Source organism: Cupriavidus sp. PB-02 (assembly GCF_058252315.1).
On record NZ_CM177694.1, the window covers coordinates 786817 to 812219 of the forward strand.

The 25403-nt window shown below is 67.3% G+C and carries 25 protein-coding genes; 12 read left to right on the plus strand and 13 right to left on the minus strand.

The genetic code is table 11. From position 1 onward, the window contains the following. Positions 1-193: 193 nt before the first annotated feature. From AC10V3_RS03750 to AC10V3_RS03765, 4 genes are all read right to left on the minus strand, one after another. Positions 194-1501: an MFS transporter gene (locus AC10V3_RS03750; RefSeq protein WP_454751616.1), complete on the minus strand. Its 1308-nt coding sequence runs from the start codon at positions 1499-1501 to the stop codon at positions 194-196. Positions 1502-1574: 73 nt separating this feature from the next. Continuing rightward, positions 1575-2333 carry an SDR family oxidoreductase gene (locus tag AC10V3_RS03755; protein WP_490923120.1) on the minus strand — a complete coding sequence of 253 codons (759 nt, stop codon included), beginning with the start codon at positions 2331-2333 and terminating at the stop codon, positions 1575-1577. A 54-nt stretch (positions 2334-2387) separates the two neighbouring features. After that, positions 2388-2630: a hypothetical protein gene (locus AC10V3_RS03760; protein WP_022533840.1), complete on the minus strand. Its 243-nt coding sequence runs from the start codon at positions 2628-2630 to the stop codon at positions 2388-2390. Further along, the gene (locus AC10V3_RS03765; RefSeq protein ID WP_490923121.1) at positions 2623-4059 is read right to left on the minus strand and encodes an aldehyde dehydrogenase family protein; all 1437 of its coding nucleotides are present in this window, start codon (positions 4057-4059) and stop codon (positions 2623-2625) included. Before AC10V3_RS03765 ends, AC10V3_RS03760 begins: the two co-directional genes overlap by 8 nt. A gap of 185 nt (positions 4060-4244) precedes the next feature. On the opposite strand from AC10V3_RS03765, the gene ppa reads away from it, so the two are divergent. Beyond that, positions 4245-4772 (plus strand): inorganic diphosphatase, encoded by a 528-nt coding sequence (gene ppa, locus AC10V3_RS03770; RefSeq protein WP_022533842.1) that lies wholly within the window; start codon positions 4245-4247, stop codon positions 4770-4772. Positions 4773-4916: 144 nt separating this feature from the next. Beyond that, on the plus strand, positions 4917-5489 hold the full coding sequence (locus tag AC10V3_RS03775) for a cytochrome b (RefSeq protein ID WP_454751618.1): 573 nt from the start codon (positions 4917-4919) through the stop codon (positions 5487-5489). A gap of 9 nt (positions 5490-5498) precedes the next feature. Here AC10V3_RS03775 and AC10V3_RS03780 read toward each other — a convergent pair whose 3' ends face one another. Beyond that, entirely contained in the window at positions 5499-6743 is a 1245-nt protein-coding gene (locus tag AC10V3_RS03780) for a GNAT family N-acetyltransferase (protein WP_454751619.1), read from the minus strand. Positions 6744-6973: 230 nt separating this feature from the next. Between AC10V3_RS03780 and AC10V3_RS03785 the strand changes: the two genes are divergently transcribed. Further along, positions 6974-9022, plus strand: a complete 2049-nt coding sequence (locus AC10V3_RS03785) for an NAD(+) synthase (RefSeq protein ID WP_454751620.1) — start codon at positions 6974-6976, stop codon at positions 9020-9022. Between the two features lie 61 nt (positions 9023-9083). Here the strand turns inward: AC10V3_RS03785 and AC10V3_RS03790 are convergent, their stop codons facing one another. Together AC10V3_RS03790 and AC10V3_RS03795 are read right to left on the minus strand one after the other, a co-directional pair. Then, complete coding sequence (locus tag AC10V3_RS03790) at positions 9084-9410, minus strand: DMT family transporter (RefSeq protein ID WP_022533846.1); 327 nt, start codon at positions 9408-9410, stop codon at positions 9084-9086. A gap of 3 nt (positions 9411-9413) precedes the next feature. Beyond that, a complete protein-coding gene (locus AC10V3_RS03795; protein WP_454751621.1) occupies positions 9414-10403 on the minus strand; it encodes an SLAC1 anion channel family protein in 990 nt (329 codons plus the stop codon). A 248-nt stretch (positions 10404-10651) separates the two neighbouring features. Between AC10V3_RS03795 and AC10V3_RS03800 the strand changes: the two genes are divergently transcribed. From AC10V3_RS03800 to glnK, 3 genes are all read left to right on the plus strand, one after another. After that, on the plus strand, positions 10652-11065 hold the full coding sequence (locus AC10V3_RS03800; protein WP_041680956.1) for a hypothetical protein: 414 nt from the start codon (positions 10652-10654) through the stop codon (positions 11063-11065). Between the two features lie 135 nt (positions 11066-11200). Continuing rightward, on the plus strand, positions 11201-12160 hold the full coding sequence (locus AC10V3_RS03805) for a GlxA family transcriptional regulator (protein WP_022533849.1): 960 nt from the start codon (positions 11201-11203) through the stop codon (positions 12158-12160). A gap of 232 nt (positions 12161-12392) precedes the next feature. Continuing rightward, positions 12393-12731, plus strand: coding sequence for a P-II family nitrogen regulator (gene glnK / locus AC10V3_RS03810; protein ID WP_006162803.1), 339 nt, complete (start codon positions 12393-12395; stop codon positions 12729-12731). A gap of 62 nt (positions 12732-12793) precedes the next feature. Here glnK and AC10V3_RS03815 read toward each other — a convergent pair whose 3' ends face one another. The 3 genes from AC10V3_RS03815 to trxB all read right to left on the minus strand — a co-directional run bounded on the left by AC10V3_RS03815 (position 12794) and on the right by trxB (position 15230). Further along, on the minus strand, positions 12794-13435 hold the full coding sequence (locus AC10V3_RS03815) for a trimeric intracellular cation channel family protein (protein ID WP_022533851.1): 642 nt from the start codon (positions 13433-13435) through the stop codon (positions 12794-12796). Positions 13436-13457: 22 nt separating this feature from the next. Beyond that, entirely contained in the window at positions 13458-14132 is a 675-nt protein-coding gene (locus AC10V3_RS03820) for a Smr/MutS family protein (RefSeq protein ID WP_022533852.1), read from the minus strand. A 132-nt stretch (positions 14133-14264) separates the two neighbouring features. Next, entirely contained in the window at positions 14265-15230 is a 966-nt protein-coding gene (gene trxB / locus AC10V3_RS03825) for a thioredoxin-disulfide reductase (protein WP_041681261.1), read from the minus strand. A 248-nt stretch (positions 15231-15478) separates the two neighbouring features. Between trxB and AC10V3_RS03830 the strand changes: the two genes are divergently transcribed. Further along, positions 15479-17803, plus strand: coding sequence for a DNA translocase FtsK (locus tag AC10V3_RS03830; protein ID WP_022533854.1), 2325 nt, complete (start codon positions 15479-15481; stop codon positions 17801-17803). A gap of 78 nt (positions 17804-17881) precedes the next feature. Here the strand turns inward: AC10V3_RS03830 and AC10V3_RS03835 are convergent, their stop codons facing one another. Beyond that, positions 17882-18424: a hypothetical protein gene (locus AC10V3_RS03835; protein ID WP_349609629.1), complete on the minus strand. Its 543-nt coding sequence runs from the start codon at positions 18422-18424 to the stop codon at positions 17882-17884. A gap of 329 nt (positions 18425-18753) precedes the next feature. Here AC10V3_RS03835 and lolA point away from each other — a divergent pair, with 329 nt between their 5' ends. The 4 genes from lolA (at position 18754) to AC10V3_RS03855 (ending at position 21593) form a co-directional block, all read left to right on the plus strand. Beyond that, positions 18754-19389, plus strand: a complete 636-nt coding sequence (gene lolA, locus AC10V3_RS03840; protein WP_022533856.1) for an outer membrane lipoprotein chaperone LolA — start codon at positions 18754-18756, stop codon at positions 19387-19389. A gap of 8 nt (positions 19390-19397) precedes the next feature. Beyond that, on the plus strand, positions 19398-19835 hold the full coding sequence (locus AC10V3_RS03845) for a hypothetical protein (protein ID WP_490923125.1): 438 nt from the start codon (positions 19398-19400) through the stop codon (positions 19833-19835). 145 nt (positions 19836-19980) lie between these two features. Then, the gene (locus tag AC10V3_RS03850) at positions 19981-20334 is read left to right on the plus strand and encodes a hypothetical protein (protein WP_454751622.1); all 354 of its coding nucleotides are present in this window, start codon (positions 19981-19983) and stop codon (positions 20332-20334) included. 221 nt (positions 20335-20555) lie between these two features. Continuing rightward, entirely contained in the window at positions 20556-21593 is a 1038-nt protein-coding gene (locus AC10V3_RS03855; RefSeq protein WP_490923127.1) for a Fe(3+) ABC transporter substrate-binding protein, read from the plus strand. A 31-nt stretch (positions 21594-21624) separates the two neighbouring features. Here the strand turns inward: AC10V3_RS03855 and AC10V3_RS03860 are convergent, their stop codons facing one another. Both AC10V3_RS03860 and AC10V3_RS03865 read right to left on the minus strand, forming a co-directional pair. Beyond that, positions 21625-22299 carry a hypothetical protein gene (locus AC10V3_RS03860; protein WP_490923128.1) on the minus strand — a complete coding sequence of 225 codons (675 nt, stop codon included), beginning with the start codon at positions 22297-22299 and terminating at the stop codon, positions 21625-21627. Between the two features lie 135 nt (positions 22300-22434). After that, on the minus strand, positions 22435-24078 hold the full coding sequence (locus tag AC10V3_RS03865; RefSeq protein WP_490923130.1) for an ABC transporter permease: 1644 nt from the start codon (positions 24076-24078) through the stop codon (positions 22435-22437). A 145-nt stretch (positions 24079-24223) separates the two neighbouring features. On the opposite strand from AC10V3_RS03865, the gene AC10V3_RS03870 reads away from it, so the two are divergent. Continuing rightward, positions 24224-25363: an ABC transporter ATP-binding protein gene (locus AC10V3_RS03870; protein ID WP_490923131.1), complete on the plus strand. Its 1140-nt coding sequence runs from the start codon at positions 24224-24226 to the stop codon at positions 25361-25363. Positions 25364-25403 lie beyond the last annotated feature (40 nt).

A 25403-nucleotide genomic window follows, 5' to 3' on the forward strand; every position in this document is an offset into this window, starting at 1 on the left:
CCGGGTGTCTTCTTTTCCATGCTAGCGCGCAAGGTGGGGCGACACTGCCCGTTTTGGTCCTACATCCGCGTCAGCGGACGGCGCGTTGTGGCTCGCAAGCGGCGGGGGAGAGACTTCACGAGATCCCAAATGGAAAACCGGCCGTTTCCCCGCAGGAACGGCCGGTTTCAGGCCTTCTCAGCGGTCGCTGCGCCTACTTGCGGCCCACCACGCGCGGAGGCACCGACAACGTCAGCGCGGCGCCCACCACCAGGCACGCCGCCAGCAGGTACATGCCGGAATCGGTGCTGTGCGTCAGATCCTTGAGCCAGCCCACCGCGTACGGGCTCAGGAAGCCGGCCAGGTTACCCAGCGAATTGATCAGCGCAATGCCCGCGGCCGCGCCGGTGCCGGCGAGGAATGCGGTCGGCAGGCTCCAGAACAGGGGCAGCGTGGTCAGGATGCCGATCGTTGCCAGCGTCAGCGCCACCATGGCCAGCGTGGTGTCGCCGTGCCATTGCACCGACAGCAGCAGCCCGAACGACCCGAGCAGCGCGGGGATCGCGATATGCCAGCGGCGTTCGCCGCTGCGGTCGGCGCTGTGGGCCACCAGCACCATGCCGACCACCGCGCAGCCGTAGGGGATCGCCGTCAGCAGGCCGATATCGAGGGCGCTCTTCACACCGGTCTGCTTGATGATCGTGGGCAGCCAGAAGCTGACGCCGTACAGGCCCATGACGAAGCAGAAGTAGATCGCGCTCATCAGCCATACGCGCGGGCTGAACATCACGGTGCGGATCGGCGGGTCTTCCTTGTGCGCGTCCTCGCTGGCGATATTGCGCTCCAGCAGCGCCTTTTCTTCCGGCGTGAGCCACTTGGCGTGCGTGATGCGGTCGTCCAGGTAGGCCAGCACCCACAGCCCCACCAGGATCGACGGGATGCCTTCCAACAGGAACATCCACTGCCAGCCGGCCCAGCCGTTATGGCCGTCGAAGGCCTGCATCACCCAGCCGGACAGCGGCCCGCCGATTACGCCCGAGAGCGCGATCGCGGTCATGAAGAAGGTGGTGGTGCGGCCGCGCCGGTTGGCCGGGTACCAGTACGTCAGGTACAGGATGATGCCGGGGAAGAAGCCCGCCTCGGCGATGCCCAGCAGGAAGCGCAGCACGTAGAACATGGTCGGCGTGGTGACGAACATCATCGCCGCCGAGATCGCGCCCCAGGTGATCATGATGCGCGCGATCCAGATGCGCGCGCCGACCTTGTGCAGGATCACGTTGCTCGGTACTTCGAACAGGAAGTAGCCGATGAAGAAGATGCCCGCGCCCAGGCCGTAGACGGTCTCGCTGAACTTCAGGTCGTTGAGCATCTGCAGCTTGGCGAAGCCCACGTTGACGCGGTCGAGATAGGCGACCACGTAGCACAGCAAGAGGAAGGGCACCAGGCGCCAGCTCACCTTGCGGTAGGTGGCGTCTTCAAAGGCGGCGCCGCTGACGCCGGGGTTTACTGCGGTCGTTGTCATGCTGTCTCCTGAGGATGTTTGCGCTTCTGCGACGCGGTACAGCTGTATTACGACAAAGCCTGGCGGGCGGTGCTTACACGCAGCGTCCGCCGTCGACTTCGATGCAGGTGCCGGTGATAAAGGCTGCTTCATCCGACGCCAGGTACAGGCAGGCGTTGGCCACGTCTTGCGGCGTCGACATGCGGCCCATCGGGATGGTGGCGAGGAATCTGGCGCGGTTCTCGGGCGTGTCAGGCATGCCCATGAACTCTTCCAGCAAGGCGGTTGCGCCGATCACCGGATTGACGCAGTTGACGCGGACATTGTCCTTGCCGAGCTCGGCCGCCATCGCCTTGCTCGCGGTAATCACCGCGCCCTTGCTGCCGTTGTACCAGACCAGCCCAGGACGCGGCCGGATGCCGGCGGTCGAGGCGATATTGACGAACACGCCGCCGCCGCGCTGGCGGAAGTGCGGGATAAAGGCGCGCGCCGACCAGTAGATGCTCTTGACGTTGACGGCGTAGACGCGATCGAACTCGTCCTCGGTGACTTCCAGGATGGGCTTGTTGCGATGGGTGGTGCCGGCGTTGTTGACGACGATATGCACGTCGCCGAAGGCGGCCAGCGCGGCCTCGCGCATGGCCTCGGTGTCGTCGCCGCGCGCAACGTCGGCGCGCACCGCGCGCGCCTGGCCACCGGCATCGCGGATCGCGGCCGCCACGCGCTCGGCGGCGTCTTCGCGCAGGTCGGCCACCAGCACGCTGGCGCCTTCGCGCGCGAAGGTGTGGGCGATGCCTTCGCCGAAGCCCGAACCGCCGCCGGTGACGATCGCTACCTTGTTGGCCAGTCTCATCGCGTGTCTCCTTGTGTTGTGGTTGTCGGTGATCTGTTGGCTGTGCTTAGGTACTCAATGCGAGAACGGCCCCCGCCCACGCAGCGCGTTGGCCGTCATCATCAGCGCCAGCAAAAACGGCAGCGCGACATACAGGCACCAGTGCACGCGATCGCCCACGACGTCGCCCCACTTGCGCTTGAACACCTGCAGCCGCGGCATGCCGGAGGGATTGGTGGCGCGCTTGTTCCGCACATGCCATGCCATCCAGAAAAAGAAGATGGCAAAGGCGACGGACAGGAAATTGATGTTACCCATGTTGAATGGCGATGGCTTTCAGTGTGGTGAATCCGTACAGGGCCTCGAAGCCCTTCTCGCGGCCGTAGCCGGACTGGCCGGTGCCGCCGAAAGGCAGCTCGACACCGCCGCCGGCACCGTAGTTGTTGATAAAGACCTGGCCCGCCCGCAGCTTGTGCGCCAGGCGCAGCTGGCGCCCGCCGTCGCGGGTCCAGACGCCGGCGACGAGCCCGTACGGCGTGCCGTTGGCGAGTGCGATGGCCTCGGCCTCGGTGTCGAAAGGCATCGCCGCAAGCAGCGGGCCGAACACTTCTTCCTGCGCCAGCCGGTGCGCGGGCGGTACGTCGCGGAACAGCATCGGCACCTGGTAGTAGCCGGCCTCCGGCGCCTCGGCCACGATCTGGCCCTGCGCCATCACCGACACGCCGGCGTGCTGCGCATCGGAAACGAAGTCCCACACGCGCTGCTGCTGTTTGCGGCTGATCAGCGGGCCGCATTCCAGGTCCAGCTCCGACGGACCCACGCGCAGCGATTCGAACACCGACGCCAGCCGGTCGAGCAGGGCGTCGTAGACCGGCCGCTCCACCAGCAGCCGGCTGCCCGCCGAGCAGGTCTGGCCGGCATTCTGCACGATGCCGTTGACCACCACCGGCACCAGCGCGTCCAGGTCGGCATCGGCAAAGACGATCTGCGGCGACTTGCCGCCGAGTTCCAGCGTGACCGGCACATGGTTTTCGGCGGCGAGCTGGGCCACCTGCTTGCCGGTCTGGGGCGAGCCGGTGAACGAGATATGGTTGATGCCCGGGTGGCGCGCCAGCGCGGCGCCGGCTTCATGGCCGTAGCCGGTGATGATGTTGAGCGCACCTTCGGGCAGGCCGGCCTCGGCGGCGATCTCGGCCACGCGCAGCAAGGACAGGCAGGCGTCTTCGGCCGGCTTGACCACGCAGGCGTTGCCGGTGGCCAGTGCCGCGCCCACGCTACGCCCGAAGATCTGCAGCGGGTAGTTCCACGGAATGATGTGGCCGGTCACGCCGTGCGGCTCGCGCACGGTCAGCACGGTGTAGCCGGGGTTGTAGGGGATGGTCTGGCCGTGCAGCTTGTCCACCGCGCCGGCGTAGAACTCGAAGTAGCGCGCCACGGCGCGGGCGTCGGCGCGCGCCTGGCGCAGCGGCTTGCCGGTGTCGCGGGCCTCGAGCGTGGCCAGCTCGTCCTCATGGGCGATCAGCGCCACGGCGACGCGGTTGAGCAGGCGCACCCGCTCGGCCGGCGCCATCTGGCCCCAGGCGCCTTCGGCGGCCTGACGCGCCGCATGGACGGCGACGTTGATGTCGGTGGCGTTGCCGCGGGCGATCTCGGCGAACGGCTCGCCGCTGGACGGATCGAATACCTTGATGCGCAGGCCGTTGTCAGGCGCGATCAGGCGGTTGGCGACGAAGTGCTGGGCGTGCATGGGTGGCTCCGAAGCGGCTAGAGGGCAGCAGCACGGGGGCTGCGCAATTCAGTGACGGCTGAAGAATGCGCCATTATCGCCGACGGCGGGCGACCTGCAATGCGGCGGCTGTCAGCGTCCGGTCAGGCATGAGCCGCTATAATGCCCGCCATCCAACAACACCGCGCAGGCATCTGGAGAACCGCATGAGCTTCAACCTCGTAACCCCGGGCAAGGACATCCCCAACGATTTCAACGTCATTATCGAGATCTCGGCCCAGAGCGATCCGGTGAAGTACGAGGCCGACAAGGAAACCGGCCTGCTGTTCGTCGACCGCTTTATCGGCACCGGCATGCGCTATCCGGCCAACTACGGCTACATCCCGCAGACGCTGTCGGGCGATGGCGACCCGGTGGACGTGCTGGTGCTGTCGCCGTTCCCGATCCTGGCCGGCGCCGTGGTGCGCTGCCGTGCACTCGGCATGCTGAAGATGACCGACGAGTCGGGCGTGGACGCCAAGCTGGTCGCCGTGCCGCTGGACAAGCTGTCGCCGGCCACCGCCTACATGAAGGGCCTGTCGGACGTGCCGCAGAACACGCTGGACCAGATCAAGCACTTCTTTGAGCACTACAAGGCACTGGAAGCCGGCAAGTGGGTCAAGGTCGAAGGCTGGGCCGGCATCGAGGAAGCCCACAAGGAAATCACCGACGGCGTGGCGAACTACAAGAAGTGAGCTGCAAGAAAAATCAGCTGAATGCCGGCTGAAGCAACCCCGCTGTGGCGGGGTTTTTTGTTGCCTGCCGCTTGATGGTGGTTAGCACCCAGGCAAGTGGCTTGCGCTACGCTAGGGCGGTGCTGACGATAAGGAGAACCCACCATGGACCGCATCACGGAAATCCAGGCCTTGCCGGAGGTGTTGTCGCCGTCGCGCCGCTATGACCGGCTGGCGGTATGGCTGCACTGGGCGGTATTCCTGCTGGTAGCGCTCGCTTACGCCGCCATCGAACTGAAGGGCAACTTCGCCAAGGGCACACCGCCACGCAACTTGGCGATGCTGGTGCACGAATGGGCGGGGCTGGTGGTACTGGGACTGGCGGTGCCACGCCTGCTGTGGCGCCTGGTGCGCGGCGCGCCCATGCCGGAGCCGGGGTGGCGCCTGATGCAGCTGGCCGGGTCGGCCATGCACTGGGTGCTGTACCTGTTTATCCTGGCCCAGCCGCTGCTGGGGCTGCTGACAATCAATGCCGGCGGGCACCTGCTGGCGTTGCCGCAGCTGGGTATCGAGATTCCCGCGCTGGTGGGGCCGGATCCCGCGCTGAAGGACACCGTCAAGGAGATCCACGAGACCCTGGGCACCGCCTTCTACCTGGTGATCGGCCTGCATGCGATGGCGGCGCTGTTCCACCACTACATGCTGGGCGACAACACGCTGCGGCGGATGCTGCGCTGAGCGCAGCGATCAGGAGCGCGCGAACGGATTGCGTTCGCCCAGCTCGTCCAGGTAGGCGTCGATGCCCTGGCGCTCGCGTACCAGGAAGCGCTCGACCGCATCGGCAAAATCCGGATGCGCCAGCCAGTGCGCCGAACGCGTGGCCACCGGCAGGAAGCCGCGCGCCATCTTGTGCTCGCCCTGCGCGCCGCCTTCGAAGGTGCGGATGCCTTGCGCGATGCAGAACTCCAGCGGCTGGTAGTAGGCCGTCTCGAAGTGCAGGCACGGCTGGTATTCGAGCGCGCCCCAGTAGCGGCCGTACAGCGTGCTGACCCCGGGCGCGTCGTCGTACACCAGCAGCGAGGACGCGATGCGCCGGCCCTCGCGCTCGGCCACCACCAGCAGCAGATGCTGCGGCATGGCCGCGCCGATGCGCCGGAAGAAATCCAGGTTCAGGTAGGGCGTGGAATGGTGCTCGCGGTAGGTCTGGCGATAGCAGCGGTTGAAGAAGCGCCACGCATCGTCGTCGATCTCGGCCCCGCGCAGGTGGCGGAAGGTGATGCCGGCCTGCGCCACCTGGCGCCGCTCGGCGCGGATGTTCTTGCGCTTCTTCTGCGACAGCGTGGCAAGGAAATCGTCGAAGCTGGCATAGCGTTCGCCGCCCGGGCCTGGATCTGCGCCTTCGCCACCGTTGGTCCAGTGGAACTGCACGCCATGGCGCATCAGCATGCCGGCCTCCTGCATCAGGTCGGCCTCGGCATCGTCGGGGAACAGGATATGCAGCGACGACATCTTGCTTTCCGCCGCCAGCGTCAGGGCCACCTGCAGCAGCAGCCGGCGCGCCGCCTCGTCCTCTGCAATCAGCCGAGCCCCGCGCACCGGCGTGAACGGGATTGCCGACAGCCACTTGGGGTAGTACTCGATGCCGTGGCGCGCGTAGGCGTCGGCCCAGGCCCAGTCAAACACATACTCGCCATACGAATGCGCCTTGGCATAGAGCGGCATCGCCCCGGCCAGCCGCTCGCCGGCCCACAGCGTCAGGTAGCGCGGATGCCAGCCGGTTTCTCCGCATGCGCTGCCGCTGGCGTGCAGCGCATGCAGGAAGGCGTGGCGCAGGAAGGGCGTGGCTTCGGGCTGGTGTGACAGCAGCGCGTCCCAGGCGGCCGGGTCGATCCCGGCCAGGTCGGAGACGATCTCTGTGCGATAGCCCGGGGCGTCCGGTTGGCTGGCGTTCTGGCTGTCTGCGGCCGCGGTATTGCCGGAATCCGACTGCATTGGCAAGCTTCCGTGATCGAGAATGAGGGAGGGGTAGGGCGCGGCGGCCCTGGGCTGGCGGCCGGCCCGGTCGAGTCTACCGGAAACGGCCCACGGGCGCTGTGGAGTGCCTTGACGGCAGCGCAGGGATTGGCGACGTAGAATGGCGAGTATGCGTCACGCCACCACTTCCTGCTGAATCGCACCCGGCTGTGCCACGCGCGCCGGTGCCGCACCCCAGGTTCCCGATCATGAAGCCATCCTTCTTTAACCTCTATTCCCACGGTTTCGCGCGCGTGGCGGTCGGCGTGCCGGTCTGCCGCGTCGCCGATCCCGCCTTCAACGCGCGCGAGACGCTGGCGCTCGCCACGCAGGCCGCGCAGCAGGGCGCCGTGCTGGCTGCCTTCCCCGAACTGGGCCTGTCGGCCTACACCTGCGACGACCTGTTCCACCAGCGCACGCTGCTCGACGCCTGTGAAACGGCGCTGGGCACCATCGTCGAAGCCTCGCGCAAGCTGCCGCTGGCGATGGTGGTGGGCATGCCGCTGCGCGTGCAGCACCAGCTGTTCAACTGCGCCGTGGTGGTGGCGGCGGGCCGGGTGCAGGGCGTGGTGCCCAAGTCCTACCTGCCGAATTACTGGGAATTCTATGAAGGGCGCCAGTTCAGCGCGGCCGACTGTGCCAACGCCGACAGCGTGCGGCTGCTGGGCCAGGACGTGCCGTTCGGCGCCGGGCTGCTGTTCGATATCGAAGGGCTGCCGTTCTTCCGCTTCCACGCCGAGATCTGCGAAGACGTGTGGGTGCCGATTCCGCCGTCGTCGTTCGCCGCGCTGGCCGGCGCGACCGTGCTGGTGAACCTGTCCGCATCGAATATCGTGGTCGGCAAGTCCGGCTACCGGCACCAGCTGGTGTCGCAGCAATCGGCGCGCTGCCTGGCGGCGTACCTGTACACCTCCGCCGGCAAGGGCGAATCGTCGACCGACCTGGCCTGGGACGGCCAGGCACTGATCTGCGAGAACGGCGAACTGCTGGCGGAGTCCGAGCGCTTCTCCGATGACTCGCACCTGCTGTTCGCCGATGTCGACGTCGAGCGCCTGTCGCGCGAACGCATGCACCAGGTGACCTTTGGCCATTCGGTGCGCCGGCACAAGGAAGAGGCCGGGCGCTTCCGCGTGATCAGCTTCCCGCTGGACCTGCCGCGCGACAAGATCCTGCCGCTGTCGCGCAACGTGGCGCGCTTCCCGTACGTGCCGGCCGACCCGCGCCAGCGTGACGAGCGCTGCAACGAGGTCTACAACATCCAGGTGCAGGCGCTGGTGCAGCGGCTTTCGGCCAGCAAGATCAGCAAGGTGGTGATCGGCGTGTCCGGCGGGCTCGATTCCACTCACGCGCTGCTGGTCTGCGCCAAGGCGATGGATCGCCTCGGCCTGCCGCGCGCCAATATCCTCGCCTACACCATGCCAGGCTTCGCCACCAGCGACCGCACGCTGCAGCAGGCGCGCCAGCTGATGCAGGTGGTGGGCTGCACCGCCACCGAGATCGATATCCGCCCGAGTTGCATGGCGATGCTGAAGGACCTTGGCCACCCCTACGCCGCCGGCGAGAAGGTCTACGACGTGACCTTCGAAAACGTGCAGGCCGGCGAGCGCACCAACCACCTGTTCCGGCTCGCCAACTTCCACCATGCCATCGTGATCGGCACCGGCGACCTGAGCGAGCTGGCGCTGGGCTGGTGCACTTATGGCGTGGGCGATCACATGTCGCACTACAACGTCAACGCCAGCGTGCCCAAGACGCTGATCTCGCACCTGGTGCGCTGGGTGGCGGAAACCGGGCAGGTGGGCGAGGGCGGCTCGGATGTGCTGCTGGCGGTGTTGGGCACCGATATCAGCCCCGAGCTGGTGCCGGGCGATACCAACCACGGCCCGGAGCAGAAGACCGAGAGCACCATCGGCCCTTACGAGCTACAGGATTTCAACCTCTACTACACGCTGCGCTTCGGCTTCACGCCGTCGAAGATCGCCTTCCTGGCGCAGCACGCCTGGGGCGACCGCGAGCGCGGGGTCTGGCCCTACGGGCCGGAGGTGGCGCGCAATGAGTACGGGCTGGCGGAGATCAAGCGAAACCTGGCGATCTTCCTGGACCGGTTCTTCCGCACCAGCCAGTTCAAGCGCTCCTGCGTGCCGAATGCGCCCAAGGTGGGCTCGGGTGGCTCGCTGTCGCCGCGTGGCGACTGGCGGGCGCCGAGCGATTCGGAGTCTGTGGTGTGGCTGGCGGATCTGGAGAAAGTCCCGGACTGACAGGGCGACCCTTTTGCCGATGAGCATGGCCCGCGTGTGCGGGCCATTTTTCTTGGGAATTTCAGGCTGCAGGGCCCGACACCAGCTTGAGCCCGACCACGCCACTCAGGATCAGCCCGATGCAAGCCACGCGCGCCAGCGACACCGGCTCGCCCAGCCACAGCATGCCCAGCATCGCGGTGCCCGCGGCACCGATGCCGGTCCACACCGCATAGGCCGTGCCAACCGGCAGCACGCGCAGCGACAGTGTCAGCAGCACGATGCTGGCCAGCCCGGTGGCCACGGCATAGACACTCGGCCACAGCCGGCTGAAGCCGGCCGACCACTTCATGCCGAAGGCAAAGGCGATTTCAAGCAGGCCGGCCACGCCCAACAATATCCACGACATCGCTCAGGCGGCCAGCAGGCGCTGCGTGAAGAGGCCATGCAGCGTGCGCACGAACAGCACCGCGATCGCCAGCGTCAGCACCAGCAGGATCAGGCCCGCCACCCACGCCAGCACGCCGGTCTGCACATGCGCCGCATACTTCAGCGCCGCGTTCGACAGCGCCGCCATCGGGAAGCTGATGGCCCACCACGACGGCGCGAACGGCGCCGGGCGGCGGAACACGCGCCACGACAGCAGCAGGAACAGGAACAGGCCGAAGTAGAACAGCATGCCGGCGAACATGTCGATGTGCCCGGTCACGTTGACGTAGGCCAGGAAGCCCACCTCGAACGGCGCGATCAGGATGATCAGCGACGGCACCATGCCGGCCGGCAGCGGATCGTGGTGGACCAGGCGCGACAAGATCATGGTGAAGAACACCAGCGCCATCATCGTGCCGACCGCGATCGCAAACAGGTTGACCTCGTGCGCCCACGCCATCGGCATGGTGCCCCCGGCCACGGCGATGTCGAGCGTGGCCACGCCCGGGATCAGCCACGCCGGCACGACGTGCGTCGGATCGCCCTTGCCGCGGAAGAGGCGGCCGGCAATGACGAAGGTCAGCGCGATGGTCAGCACGGTGCCCAGCGTCCAGATCGCCTGGCCCAGCGCCTGATGGTGCACGCCGACGACCGATGACAGCAGCAGGATGGCAATGGTGATGGTGCCGAAGAAATTCCCGGCCACCGGATGGTTGAACTCGGCCCGGACCGCATCCCGGTAGCGCAGCCACTTGGCCAGGTAGCCGGCGGCCAGCGCCAGGAAGGCGAGGACGGCGACCACGCCGACGGCGTCGCCGATGGCGGGGCTGGTGCCGAAGACCGGGCCCGCGCCGCGCCATGCCATCGACAGGCCGGACAGGCCCATCACGGCGCCGAACAGGTTGACGGGGAGATTCTTCACCGAGCTGCGCGGCGCCGGCAGGCTGGCCGCGGGGTTGGCTGCAAAAGTCATAGGGGTGCGTCTGCTTCAGTGGATCGGCCGGCACGCCGTGTGCCTGGCGGGAGGGTTGCCGGGGCCGCGTCCCATGAAGGGCCCGGGCCTGGTGGAAGGAATTATGGTTGGCGCTCTCGTTGGCCGAAAGGATAAATACACGTCAGATTCGGCCAATCGAATCGCGGCCTCGGCCAGTGATGCCGCAGGGCCGGATTTCCTCCCTAGACTGCGCCCCGGTTCGATTGCGTAGCAGAGGAAAGACAGCAATGACGAGACGAATGACGAGGGGCGCCGCCCGTGCCGCCTGGCTGCTGGCCTGTTGCCTGGGCCTGGCCGCGTGCATCCAGGCGCCGATCCGGCCTCATGAAGGCGCGCCTGTTGTGCGGCACGGGCAGGGCGGTGCGCGCGAGCACGTGGACGGCGTCGATATCTGGCTGCGGGGCGAGCCGCCCCGGCCCTATGAAGTGCTGGCCTATACCAGCGTGGAAACGCCGGAAGGCTGGATCGGCGAGCGCATCCTGCTGTCGCGGGTGGCGAGCCGCGTTCGCGAGGCGGGTGGCGACGCCGCACTGCTGGATGCACAGCGCACGCGGCTGTCCACGCTACATCGCGCTGGTGGCAACACGGCATTGGCGGAGTCCCGGCGCGTCGTCGACATCACCATCGTGCGTTATCGCTAGGGCGCCGCGCCGGGCAGGGAGTGCCGGCAAATCCAGCCGGACCGGCATCAGTCTCGGCCATGCGCCTGCCATTCTGGCCGGATTTGCCTAGACTTGCGGTATCCAGCCATCGCCCATGTTCCTTGCCTTGTTGCCATGAAGATCGCAGTCCTTGCTTTCCCCGGCGTCCAGATGCTCGATCTGGCCGGTCCCCTCGACGTGTTCCATGAAGGGGCCCGGCAGGCCGGCCAGCCGGACGCCTACCAGTTCGAGATCGTCTCCCCGTCGCCCGGTATGCTGACCGCTGCCAATGGCATGCGCATCATGCCGGACGCGACGCTGGAGACTGCCAGCGCCGATATCGACACGCTGCTGGTCGCTGGCGGCCCCAGACTCAACCTGCTCGAACAGGACCAGGCGATCCGCGACTGGCTCGCGCGCCAGGCCCGCACCGTGCGGCGCATCGGCTCGGTGTGCTCGGGCGCGATGCTGCTGGCGCATGCCGGGCTGCTGGACGGCCGCAGCGCGACCACGCACTGGAATGCCACCGAGCGGCTGGCGCGGAAGTTCCCGGGCGTCAGGGTCGAGCCGGACCGGATCTTCGTGAAGGACGGCAACCTGTACACCTCGGCCGGCGTGACCGCCGGGCTGGACCTGGCGCTGGCACTGGTTGAGGAGGATTTCGGTCGGGTGGTGGCGCTGCGCGTGGCGCGCGAGCTGGTGATGTTCCTCAAGCGCCCTGGCGGGCAGTCACAGTTCAGCGCCCATCTGGCGGCGCAGACGGCTGAGCGCAACGCCATCCGCGAGGTGCAGGGATGGGTGGTGGAGAACCTGGCCTGCAACCTGTCGGTCGAGGCGCTGGCCGCGCAGGCCGGCATGAGCACGCGCAATTTCTCGCGCATCTTCAAACAGGAATGCCAGGTGACGCCGGCGGATTTCGTCGAGGGGGCGCGCATCGACGCGGCGCGCCGGCTGCTGGAAGGCTCGCGCCATCCGCTCAAGCGCGTCGCCGCGCTGACCGGATTCGGCGACACGAACAACCTGCGCCGCGCCTTCCTGCGGCGGCTGGGCGTGCCGCCGGCGGACTACAGGCGGCGCTTTCGCAGCGCCGCCTGAACAAAGTGCTGTACACAGCCTGTGCACAGCGTTTGCACAGGTTTTCCGGGGTCCTTTCCACAGGGTTGTCCACAGTGGGCCCGGCGCGGCAGGGGCCGGCGCATGCGGGCCGGCGCACGCTGCGACCGCGCCGGGCGCGGCCTTGCGGGGAATGCGGGCGGCCAATGACTGGTAAAATGCTCGCCGGAGAGCGCCGCCAGGCGTGTGAACAAACGATAAACAGGGGCCAGTCATGAAGCAGATTACCGCCATCATCAAACCGTTCAAGCTCGACGAGGTGCGTGAAGCGCTGGCTGACGTCGGCGTGACCGGGCTGACGGTGACCGAGGTGAAGGGATTTGGCCGCCAGAAGGGGCATACCGAGCTCTATCGCGGCGCCGAGTACGTGGTCGACTTCCTGCCCAAGATCAAGATTGAAGTGGTGGTGGCCGAGAACCAGCTCGACACCGTGCTGGACGCCATCGTCAAGGCCGCCCATACCGGCAAGATCGGCGACGGCAAGATCTTCGTCACCGAAATCGAGCGCGTGATCCGCATCCGCACCGGCGAACAGGACGAAGCCGCGGTCTGAGCCGCCGGCCAGAAACAAGAAAAACGCCGCGCAGGGCGGCGTTTTTGTTTGCGCCGGCGGTTTCAGCTCGGCAGCTTCCAGCCGTAGCGCACCGACACCAGCCGCATGGCGATGATCGCCACCGCCCCGGTCAGCAGCGCCGCCTCCTGCTGCACCGCCAGCCAGGTCATGCCGACATAGATCCAGCAGCCGATGAACGAGCAGGTGGCGTAGGGCGAGCGGTCGCGCAGGATCATCGGCACTTCATTGCACAGCACGTCGCGCACCACGCCGCCGAACACGGCCGAGATGATGCCCATCATCACGGCCACGGTCGGCGTCATCTGCGCCACCAGCGCCAGCGAGGCGCCGGTCACCGAGAACAGCCCCAGGCCGATCGCATCGGCCACGATGAGGGTGCGTTCGGAGGCCACCCGGCTCAACACGCGCAGCATCAGCGACGCGCCGAACGACATCGCGAAGATCAGCAGCACATAGCCTTCGTGGTCGACCCAGTAGAACGGGCGCCGGTCCAGCAGCACGTCGCGTACGGTGCCGCCGCCGAAGGCGGTGGCAAACGCCACCACGAAGGTGCCGACCACGTCCAGGCGCTGCTTGCGCGCATCGACCACGCCCGAGACGGCAAAGGCGAGCACCCCGATCACCTCCATGATGTGGAGGATCAGGGGCAGCGGCCCCATCAGCAATTCGAGGGGAAGGTGCATCCGGTGCCGGGTTGGCCGTGGATCAGGTGCGCGGCTGGCGTAGCAGCACCATCAGCGCGCCGGCGCCGCCCTCGGCCTCGCGGGCCTGCACGAAGGCGAGCACTTCTTCCTTCTGCACCAGCCAGCTGCGCACCTTGCCCTTGAGCACCGGCAGCTTGTCGGGCGAGCCCAGGCCCTTGCCGTGGATCACGCGCACGCAGCGCACGCCGTTGCGCACCGAGCGGCGCAGGAACTCCGCCAGCGCCTCGCGCGCCTCGTCGCTGCGCAGGCCGTGCAGGTCGACCTTGTCCTGCGGCACCCATTCGCCGCGGCGCAGCTTGCGGATCACGTCCATGCCGATGCCGGGGCGGCGGAACGACAGCGACTCGTCGGTTTCCAGCAGGCTTTCGACATCGAAATCATCTGACAGGGAGGCGGCCAGCACGGCCTCGTCGTTGCGGCGCGACTGCACCGGCACGGGGGCGGGCTTGCTGCCGGGCAGCGGGACGCGGTTGCGGTCGCGCAGCTGGCTGACCTGGCCAACGCTGGCGCGGAACACATCGGCTTCCTCGCGGGCGCGCTGCGCGGCCTGCTCGGCGGCCAGGCGCTCGGCTTCGCGCCGCTCGGTGTCGGCCTTGAGGGTGTCGCGCAACTTGGCCAGGTCGTTCAGGCCGAAGCGTTGGGGCGGTCGGTCGGGTTTGCGGGCGCCGTGCGTCATGAAAAATCTCCGGAGGCTCGCCGGGATTATATCGACTGGGGAGGGGTCAGGCGGTGGCGAAAAGCGGGGCGGGCGCCGGCGGGCCAGCGCGGCCCGCCGTCAGGCATCCGGCCGCGGCGGGCCGGATTGCGTTTACTTCAGGTCTTCGACAAAGCGCTGCGCATCCAGCGCGGCCATGCAGCCCGTGCCGGCGCTGGTGATGGCCTGGCGGTAGACGTGGTCCTGCACGTCGCCGGCGGCGAACACGCCCGGCACGCTGGTGGCGGTGGCATCGCCCTGCAGGCCGGACTTGGTCACCAGGTAGCCGTTCTGCATCGCCAGCTGGCCTTCGAACAGGTCAGTGTTCGGCTTGTGGCCGATGGCGATGAACACGCCCGCCAGCTTCAGTTCCTCGGTCTGGTCGCTCTTGGCGTTGCGGATGCGGATGCCGGTCACGCCGGAGTCGTCGCCCAGCACTTCGTCCAGCACGCTGTCGTAGCGGACCACGATGCGGCCTTCCTTCTCGCGCTGCAGCAGGCGGTCGACCAGGATCGGCTCGGCGCGGAAGCTGTTGCGGCGGTGGATCAGGGTGACCTTGCTGGCGATGTGCGACAGGTACAGCGCCTCTTCCACGGCGGTATTGCCGCCGCCGACCACGGCCACTTCCTGGTTCTTGTAGAAGAAGCCGTCGCAGGTGGCGCAGGCCGACACGCCGCGGCCCATGAAGGCCTCTTCCGACGGCAGGCCCAGGTACTGGGCCGAGGCGCCGGTGGCGATGATCAGTGCGTCGCAGGTGTATTCGCCGGCGTCGCCGATCAGGCGGAAGGGGCGGGCCGGCTGGCCGTTCTCGTCCACCAGCTTGGCCGTATGGATGTGATCGAAGATGATTTCAGTCTTGAATTCTTCTGCATGCGCCAGCAGGCGCTGCATCAGTTCCGGACCCTGCACGCCCTTGGCATCGCCTGGCCAGTTCTCGACGTCGGTGGTGGTCATCAGCTGGCCGCCCTGTGCCAGGCCGGTGATCAGTACCGGCTCCAGGTTGGCGCGGGCCGCGTAGACCGCGGCGGTATAGCCGGCGGGACCGGAACCGAGAATCAGCACTTTTGCGTGTTTTGCCATGATGCGTTCCTGTGGCCGGTGCGGCATGAGGCCCACCGGCATTGCTCGAAAGCGACATTATAAGAGGAGCCGCATTTGCTCACTGTTGCAAATTCCAATGGGTGCGATAGTCCCTGCCCACGTTAAAATGGCCGCCACGATGACCGTGAGTCACCCAGGTCAGTCAGTACTGACTTAGGCCGGCATCGGCTTGAGACGGATCCGAGTCAAGCATTCGGAATCACCTAAAACGCGAGTCTTATCCAGGCATGGCCCGAGCTACCACGACGACCACCCGAACCGATCCCTCAGCCTTGCCATCCCGCATCGGCAAACTGCTGGGCGAGGTGCGCTGGTTCCTGCTGCTGGCTGTCACGCTGGGCTTCCTGTGCGTGCTGGCCAGCTACAGCAAGACCGATCCCGGCTGGTCGCATGCCAACCAGGTCGCCGACATCCATAACCTGGGCGGCCGCGTCGGCGCCTGGGTCGCAGATGTGCTGTTCTTTATCTTCGGCTTCTCCGCCTACTGGCTGGCTGTGCTGCTGGTGCGCCGCTGCTGGCGCGGCTGGCGCACGCTGACGGCCGAGTTGCCCGAGCACGAGGACCACCGCCAGGGCGTGGCGGTGAGCTGGATCGGCTTCGGGCTGACGCTGTTCTCCAGCATGGGGCTGGAGGCGATCCGCATGTACCCGCTGCGCGCCGCGCTGCCGCGCGCCCCGGGCGGGGTGCTGGGCGACCTGCTGGGCGGCTGGCTGCAGGTGGCGCTGGGCTTCACCGGCGCGACGCTGCTGCTGCTGTTGCTGCTGGCGATCGGGCTGTCGCTGTTCTTCCATTTCTCGTGGCTGACGGTGGCCGAGCAGATCGGCGGCTTTGTCGAGACGCTCTTCCTCGGCTTCAAGAAGCGCCGCGAGAGCAAGCAGGACCGCATCATCGGCGAGGCCGCCAAGGTCGAGCGCAAGGAAACCGTCGAGGTGCAGCGCGTGCGCATCGAGGAGGCGGCGCCGGTGCAGATCGTGCGCCCGCAGGCGGTGCCCAAGCACGAGCGCGTCGAGCGCGAGAAGCAGCAGCCGCTGTTTGCCGATATCCAGGACTCGGACCTGCCGCCGCTGGCGCTGCTGGACCCGATCCCGCCGCACCAGGAAACCGTCAGCGCCGAGACGCTGGAATTCACCTCGCGCCTGATTGAGAAGAAGCTCAAGGACTTCGGCGTCGAGGTCAAGGTCGTGGCCGCCTACCCGGGCCCGGTCATCACCCGCTATGAGATCGAGCCGGCCACCGGCGTCAAGGGCAGCCAGGTGGTCAACCTCGCGCGCGACCTGGCGCGGTCGCTGTCGCTGGTGTCAATCCGCGTGGTCGAGACCATCCCGGGCAAGAATTACATGGGGCTGGAACTGCCCAACCCCAAGCGCCAGACCGTGCGCCTGTCAGAAATCCTCGGCTCGCAGATCTACAACGAGAGCGCGTCCAGCCTGACCATGGCGCTGGGCAAGGACATCGCCGGCAAGCCGATGGTGGCCGACCTGGCCAAGATGCCGCACTGCATGGTGGCCGGTACCACCGGCTCGGGCAAGTCGGTCGGCATCAACGCGATGATCCTGTCGCTGCTGTACAAGGCCAAGGCCGAGAGTGTGCGGCTGATCCTGATCGACCCGAAGATGCTCGAAATGAGCGTCTACGAAGGCATCCCGCACCTGCTGTGCCCGGTGGTGACCGATATGCGCCAGGCCGGCAATGCGCTGAACTGGGCGGTCGGCGAGATGGAGCGACGCTACAAGCTGATGAGCAAGCTGGGCGTGCGCAACCTGGCCGGCTACAACAAGAAGATCGACGAAGCCGCGGCCCGGGAAGAGAAGATCCCGAATCCGTTCAGCCTGACCCCGGACGCACCGGAACCGCTGGAAAGGCTGCCCACCATCGTCATCGTGATCGACGAACTGGCCGACCTGATGATGGTGGTCGGCAAGAAGGTCGAGGAGCTGATCGCGCGCATCGCGCAGAAGGCACGCGCGGCCGGCCTGCACCTGGTGCTGGCGACGCAGCGGCCGTCGGTGGACGTGATCACCGGCCTGATCAAGGCCAACGTGCCGACCCGGATCGCGTTCCAGGTCAGCAGCAAGATCGATTCGCGCACCATCCTCGACCAGCAGGGCGCCGAGGCGCTGCTGGGCATGGGCGACATGCTCTACCTGGCGCCGGGCACCGGCTTGCCGGTGCGCGTGCACGGCGCCTTTGTGTCGGACGAGGAAGTCCACCGCGTGGTGGACAAGCTCAAGGAGTCCGGCGAGGCCAACTACATCGAGGGCATCCTCGAAGGCGGGCTGACCGATGACGCCGGCGGCGGAGATGGTTTTGGCGGCGGTGCCGGCATCGGCGGTGGCGGCGGCGAGGCTGACCCGCTGTACGACCAGGCGGTCGAGGTGGTGCTGAAGAACCGGCGCGCGTCGATCTCGCTGGTGCAGCGGCATCTGCGCATCGGTTACAACCGGGCTGCGCGGCTGCTGGAGGATATGGAGAAGGCAGGGCTGGTGTCGGCGATGTCGGGCAACGGTAATCGCGACATCCTGGCGCAGGGCGGCGGTGGCGGCGATGATTGACTGCAGGGACGGTAGGGGCGATACAGGTGCCGCCCACCTCCCGTAGCGGACGGAAGGCCGCCGTGCCTGTGAGGCGTACTAGCGCCGCTTGAGCAGCAGATTGAGCTTTGCGTCGATGGATTCGAAGTGCTTGTCGACGGCATCGAAGCGTGCATCGACGGCATCAAAGCGGGCGTGGACGGCATCAAAGCGGGCGTCGACCCGGTCCAGGCGCGATTCGATACGCGACAGACGTTCTTCCACCTTGTCGACACGCCCATCCAGGCGCTCCATGCGCTTGTCCACGGCATCGAAGCGGTCCGTGACCCGCTTGTCCATCTCGGAAATCCGGGCGGAGAGCGGCCCAGTCGCCTTATCGACCTTGTCCTGCGCGGACTCGTTCAGCAACGTCATCACGGAAAAGTTGAATGCCACGCCGGCCAGGATGCCTGTGCCGACCATGGCGGGGGTGAGAGTCTTCGTGTCGGCCATTTTTTTCTGTTGTGCCTCCAGTTCGATCCTGACCCGGCGCCTGGCGATCTTGTCGACCTCGTCCCGGTCCAGCCGTCGGGAGCCGTGGCCGAGCGCCCACCGACCCTCGGTGGGCTTGTCTGGATAAGCGTTGGATGTGGTTGTGTGCACCGGTGCGAACGGCCGCTTGATAGCAGAGGAGCATGCGGCCCGACGTGGAGATAGCGCTACGTGCCTTGCCCTGCTTTGTGCTCCGCGCGCGAAAGGGAAGTGTGTCGCTCGCAGTCACCATTCGCCTTGCCTCCCCATTTCGGAGGATTCGCTGACGCATGAGCGCAGTTCGTGCAGTATCTGCCGTAATATCCGGTTACCCGGCGGCGCGCGCCGTGCGGAATCCTCTGGCTGCCGCCTGCTCTAACCAGACAAGTAGCCCGTGCGGCGGCCTTCAGCTTTGGATGCCGCGCGCGGCAACGCACCCTACAACAACCAGGACCCGATCCATGCGCAACCGCATTTTCGTGTCGGCCTGCGCCGCGCTGGCGATGTTCGCCATCCAGGCGCCGGCCCATGCCGCAGCCACCGACCAGTTGCAGAGCTTTGTCACCGGCGTGAAGAGCGCGCGCGGTGAATTCACGCAGCGCCAGGTCAAGGGGCAGGGCGCCAATACCAAGGTGACCGGCACATCCAGCGGCACCTTCGTGTTCTCGCGCCCGGGCAAGTTCACCTGGCGCTATACCAAGCCCTACGAACAACTGCTGCAGGCCGACGGCCAGACGCTCTACATCTACGACAAGGACCTCAACCAGGTCACCGAGCGCAAACTCGACGGTGCGCTCGGCTCCAGCCCCGCGGCGATCCTGTTCGGCAGCAATGACCTGGAGAAGAACTTCGTCGTGAAGAACGGTCCGACGCGCGATGGCGTGGAATGGCTGGAGCTGACGCCGAAGGCCAAGGACACGCAGTTCGAGCGCATCGGCATCGGCTTCAAGGGCGGCAACCTTGATGCCATGGAGCTGCGCGACGCGTTCGGCAACACCACGCTGCTGACCTTCTCGGGCATGCAGAAAAACCCGCCGCTGGCGGCCGATGCATTCCGGTTCACGGTGCCCAAGGGCGCCGACGTGATGAAGCAATGAGGCCCGCCATGAACGAATCCCAGGAAGGTTCAACAGGTGCCGTAGGCGCGTATCGCCGCCCCGGCTTCGCGCTGCTGGCCGGTGCCGGCGCGCTGGCGCTGGCGGCGTGCGCCAGCAGCGGTGGTGGCGCCAGCAAGTTCGATGTCGATTCCTTCCTGCGCGCGCCGGACAGCGCCTTGCCGGAAGTGCTGGGCAACCCGGCCTTCCTGCAGGCCACGCGCGTGTCCGCAAACGAATGCGCGGTGATGCTGCAATCGGCCAGCACTGGTGTGCTGGAAGACCTGCCGCCCAGCAGCAATGCGCGTGGGCCGGCGTGGTTGCTGCATCCCAAGGGCAAGCCGGAGCAGGTGTGGTTGGTGGTTAGTGAGGCGGGTGGAGAGCGGACCTGTCATGGGCCGTTGCCGGCGGATGCGATGAAGGCGCTGGCGGCAAGGGCTAAGGGTTAAGACTTCTGTGGCTGCGGGTTGCATCTTGTCGATGCTCGATGGCTTTCGCAACGCGTGCCATCGAGCAGCAAAAAGAAACTGAACCCTCCAGATCACCATGTGTCCCAGAATCCTCATGCCACGCCATACCCCTCAGGAGAACAACATGCCTGCGATGCAAACCATGATCCGTAGCCGTACCCGTCAACTGCTCTGGCTGGCAGTCGGCGGAGCGCTGCTGGCCGGTTGCGCAGCCCAGCCCGCCGAACCGTCAGCACCCGCACCGATGCCCGGCCCGCAGGGCTCGCGCGGAACCCCCGCCGGCTGCGCCGCAGACAAGGTGCCCGACGACACCCTGGTCGGCAAGCCCGAAGCCGAGGTCATCGCCTTGCTGCAAGGCTGCGCCTGGCGCCTGGGCGAGCGCGACGGCCAGCAGTTTCCCGGCACGATGGACTACAACCCCCAGCGCCGCACGCTGGGCATCAAGGCCGGCAAGGTGGTGTGGGTGCGCCGCGGCTGACTGACGTATACGGCAAGCCGCTCGCGGGCATGCAGCGCGCGGGCGGCAACCCCGGGGTACCGGGCAGGCCATTTGACCCCGCTCAACCGGCCGTCAACATGACAGAAATGTAATTTGACCGCCTGAACAAGAATCAATATTGTTTCCCGCTATCCGGAATCCAATAACCGGGCGGCACCGGATGCAGGCGGCTGCCCAAAACATGCTGGGGAGCCATCCGCGTGAAGACCACTATCCGAACCTTGCTGCCGCGCGCCGCGGCACTCGCCATCCTGGCGCTGCCGCTTGCCGCCGCCGCCCAGGAAAAGGTGATCAACCTCTATACCGCCCGGCACTACCAGACGGACGAGGCGCTGTACAACAACTTCACCAAGCAGACCGGCATCAAGATCAACCGCATCGAAGGCCAGGAAGACCCGCTGCTGGAGCGCATCCGCAATGAAGGCGCCAACAGCCCGGCGGACGTGTTCATCACCGTCGATATCGGCCGCCTGTGGCGCGCCCAGCAGGCCGGCGTGTTCGCCCCGGTCAAGTCGAAGGTGCTGGAATCGCGCATCCCGGCCAACTACCGCGATCCCAATGGCGAGTGGTTCGGCTTCTCGGCGCGCGGTCGCGTGATCGCGTACAACAAGACCGCGGTCAAGGCGGGCGATATCGCCAGCTATGAAGACCTGGCCGACCCCAAGTGGAAGGGCAAGGTCTGCACGCGTTCCAGCGGCCATGTCTACAACCTGTCGCTGGTGTCGAGCCTGATCGCCCACGACGGCGAGGCGCGCACCGAGCAATGGGCACGTGGCGTGGCCGCCAACCTGGCGCGCGTGCCCAAGGGCGGCGATACCGACCAGTTGAAGGCCGTGGCCGCCGGGGAGTGCGACGTGGCCATCTCCAACACCTACTACATCGCGCGCCTGCTGAAGTCGACCAAGCCGGAAGACAAGGCCGTGGCCGACAAGCTGGGCGTGCTGTGGCCGAACCAGTCGAGCCAGGGCGTGCACATGAACATCTCCGGCGGCGGCATGCTCAAGCATGCGCCGAACAAGGAAGCGGCGGTCAAGTTCCTGGAGTACCTGGCCAGCGACGAGGCGCAGCGCTACTTTGCCGACGGCAACAACGAATGGCCGGTGGTGCAGGGCGTCAAGGTCAGCAACCCCGCGCTGGAAGCGCTGGGCACGTTCAAGGCCGACAGCATCAACGTGGCCGAGCTGGGCAAGTACCAGCCGCAGGCGCAGAAGCTGGTGGACCGCGCCGGTTTCAAGTAAGCACGCAAGTCCCGCGGTAACGCGGTTCCTGCTACAGCAGGAACCGCTTGTTCCCCGTCACCTGGGTCGGCTCGATCTTGCGGAAGGTCAGCTTCACGCTGCTGTTGAGCCGCCGACCGGCCTGCCGCCGCACCAGCGCCCGGTGCAGCAGGCCCTTGTGCCCGACCGTGCCCTCCGCATAGGGCTGGTCCGAGGCCAAGCCCGGTGTCATCGCCGCCAGCGCCTGGTTGCGCTCGGCCGCACTCATTTCCAGCAGCTTGTCCAGGGCCATGCGCGCACGCACCTGCGCGGCCAGCGCGGTGTCGCCCGGATTGGCGCGGGCGCGCTCGGCGTCCCACGGCAGCTGCACCTTGCCGGCCAGGCGGCGCAGCGCGGCGCGCAACTCGGCACCATCCATGCGGGTTTCCTGCACGATCCAGACCGCGTCATGGCGCACGGCCGCTTCGGCATCGGCCATGCGGCGCACCAGCGCGGGCAGCAGCTCGGGGGATGAGAACTGCCGCGAACGCCGGATCGCATTCAGCGCGATGCGGCGCACCTGCGGGTTGGCGTGCTCCGCCAGGTCGGCGATGACGCGCGCGGCGGCATCGGCAGAGTGGATCATCTCGGCCAGTTGGCCGGCGAGCGAGATTTCTTCCACGCCGCTCAGCTTGTTGCGGCTGACCAGCCGGTTCAACTTGAACAGCAGGATGTGGTATCGCAGCATAGGCCCCCGTCATGCGTTCTGGCGCGGCAGGCATGCCGCTGTTCTTATCCCGGGCGAGCGCCGGGCCATGAAAGGCTATCGGCGCAGCACGGCGGGACTTTAGGGCGAACGGTTCCGGACCCGGGGAGCGTGCGATCAGCGTTGCGCTTCGCGCCGGATCGTGCGCGACAGCACGATCACTGGCAGCAGGCCGACCGCCACGATCACCAGCGAGGCGGTGGCGGCTTCGGTCAGGCGCTCGTCGGCGGCGAGGTTGTAGGCCTGCACCGCCAGCGTGTCGAAGTTGAACGGGCGCATCACGAAAGTGGCCGGCAGTTCCTTCATCACGTCGACAAAGACGATCAGCGCCGCGGTCAGCAGGCTGCCGCGCAGCATCGGGAAATGCACGCGCCGCAGCGTGGCACCAGGGCCGTGGCCAAGGCTGCGTGCGGCAGCGTCCATGCTGGGCGTGATCTTGCCCAGCCCGGCGTTGACGGTCTGCAGCGCGACGCCGAGAAAACGCACCAGCAGCGCATAGACGAGCGCCGCAATGCCGCCGGTCAGCAGCAGCCCGACGGACAGTCCGAAGTGCTGCTGCAGCCAGGCCGACATCGCATTGTCCAACCGCGCCACCGGCACCAGCACGCCCACGGCGATGACTGAACCGGGCAGGGCATAGCCCATGCCGCACAGCCGCGTCAGTCCGCGCATCAGCCAGCCCCGCCGGCCGTTGGCCGCGCGCGCGGCGTAGCCGACCGCCAGCGCGACCACCACCGCCGTAAATGCCGTGGCACTGGCCAGCAGGAAGCTGTTGCGCACCAGCCCGACAAAGCGCGGGCCGAACTGCGCGTCGCCGTCGGTGAAGGCCATGCGGCACAGCATCAGTGCGGGAATCAGGAAGCCCAGCAGCACGGGCACCGCGCACACCGCCAGCGCCAGCCAGCCGCGTGCACCATCCAGTCTCCAGGCCGCAGCCCGCCGCTGGTTGCCGTAGACCTGCGCGCGGCCGCGGCTGGCGCGTTCCATCAGCAGGATGGCAGCGACGAACAGCAGCATGCACGCCGACAACTGCGCGGCGGCGTTCTTGTCGCCGAGCGAGAACCAGGCGCGGTAGATGCCGGTGGAAAAGGTAGGGATGGCGAAGTAGGCCACCGTGCCGAAGTCGGCCAGCGTCTCCATCATTGCCAGCGCGGTGCCGGCGACGATGCCGGGACGCGCCAGCGGCAGCACCACGCGCCAGAGCCGGCTCCACGTGCCGTGGCCGAGCAGTTGCGCGGCTTCGAGCGTGTTCTGGGTTTGCTGCAGGAAGGCGGCGCGCGCAGTCAGGTAGACGTACGGGTACAGCACCAGCGAAAACAGCGCGATCGCCCCGCCCAGCGAGCGAATTTCCGGGAACCAGTATTCGCGTGCCTTCCAGCCGGTCAGTTCGCGCAGCCAGCCCTGTACCGGCCCGGCGAACTGCAGCACATCGGTGTAGGCGTAGGCGATGACATAGGCTGGCATCGCCATCGGCAGCACCAGCGCCCATTCCATCACCGAGTACCCGGGGAAACGATAGGTCGACACCAGCCAGGCGGTGGTCACGCCCAGCAGTAGCACGCCCGCGGCCACCCCCAGCAGCAACCAGACCGTATTGAGCACATATTCCGCCAGCACGGTGTCGATCAGGTGGCGCCAGGTGTCTCCGGCCGGCAGCAGCACAGCCGACGCGATCACCAGCACCGGCACGGCGATCAGCAACGCCATCGCCAGCGTGGCGAGGGTCAGGGGATGGAAGCGGCGGCGGCTGGACAGGAGCATGCGTCGGAAAGTAAGCGGAAATGCGTCGCGCAGCGCACGGCGTGGCGCCGGCGCCGCGTGCGGGCTGCCGCATTCTAGCAATGCGGGGCATACCGCGGCCGCGTGCGGGGGCGCGGTGTCCGCACTGTATCCCTATAATGCGCACATGCGAACCGATTCCTATTCCCGATTACCCGGGGCCCAGGCCCGCAGCCGGCCGGCCACCCGCGCCGGCGCGGCCGGGGCAGCCGATAGCGCCACCAACGCCGCCGTCATCGAGGTGGACCATATCCGCCACGCCTTCGGCCGCCAAGCGGTGGTCAAGGGGCTGTCGTTCTCGGTGCTGCGGGGCAATATCGCCTGCCTGCTCGGGCCGAGCGGCTGCGGCAAGACCACGGTGCTGCGCGCCATTGCCGGCTTCGAACCGCTGCAGGACGGGCGCATCGTGCTGGACGGGCAGACGGTGTCCTCGTCCGGATTGATGCTGGCGCCGGAACAGCGCCGCATCGGCATGGTGTTCCAGGACTATGCGTTGTTTCCGCACCTGGACGTGGCTGGCAACGTCGGCTTCGGGCTGACGCAGGCGAGCCGCGCCGAGCGCGCGGCGCGGGTCGACGAGGTGCTGCAGCTGGTCGGCCTCGCCGGCGCGGGCCCCAAGTATCCGCATGAGCTCTCTGGCGGCCAGCAGCAGCGCGTGGCGCTGGCGCGCGCCATGGCGCCGCGGCCGGAGTTGCTGCTGCTCGACGAGCCGTTCTCCAACCTCGACGTCGACCTGCGCGAGCGCCTGAGCCTGGAGGTGCGCGCGATCCTGAAGGCGCAGGGCACCACCGCGATCCTGGTCACGCACGACCAGTACGAGGCCTTTGCCATGGCCGACGAGATCGGCGTGATGCACGACGGCGTGATCGAGCAGTGGGGCAGCGCGCACGACCTGTACCACCGGCCGACGTCGCGCTTTGTCGCGGGCTTTATCGGGCAGGGCGTGCTGATGCCGGGCCGCCTGCGCGCCGGCTCCGAGATCGACCTTGAGTTGGGTCTGCTGCGCCCCATTGCGCCGCTGGCGCTGCCCGAAGGCGCCGCCGTCGATGTGCTGGTGCGCCCGGACGACATCGTCCATGACGACGCCAGCCCGATGCGCGCCGAGGTGGTCCACAAGGCTTTCCGCGGTGCCGAGATTCTGTACACGCTGCGCCTGGCCAGCGGCGGCCGCGTGCTGGCGCTGGTGCCGTCACACCACAACCACGCGGTGGGAGAGCTGATCGGCATCCGCGTCGAGATTGAAGACGTGGTGGCGTTTGCCGCGTAGCAGGCACGGGAGCCTTGGGGTGCCGATGGTCTACACTGTG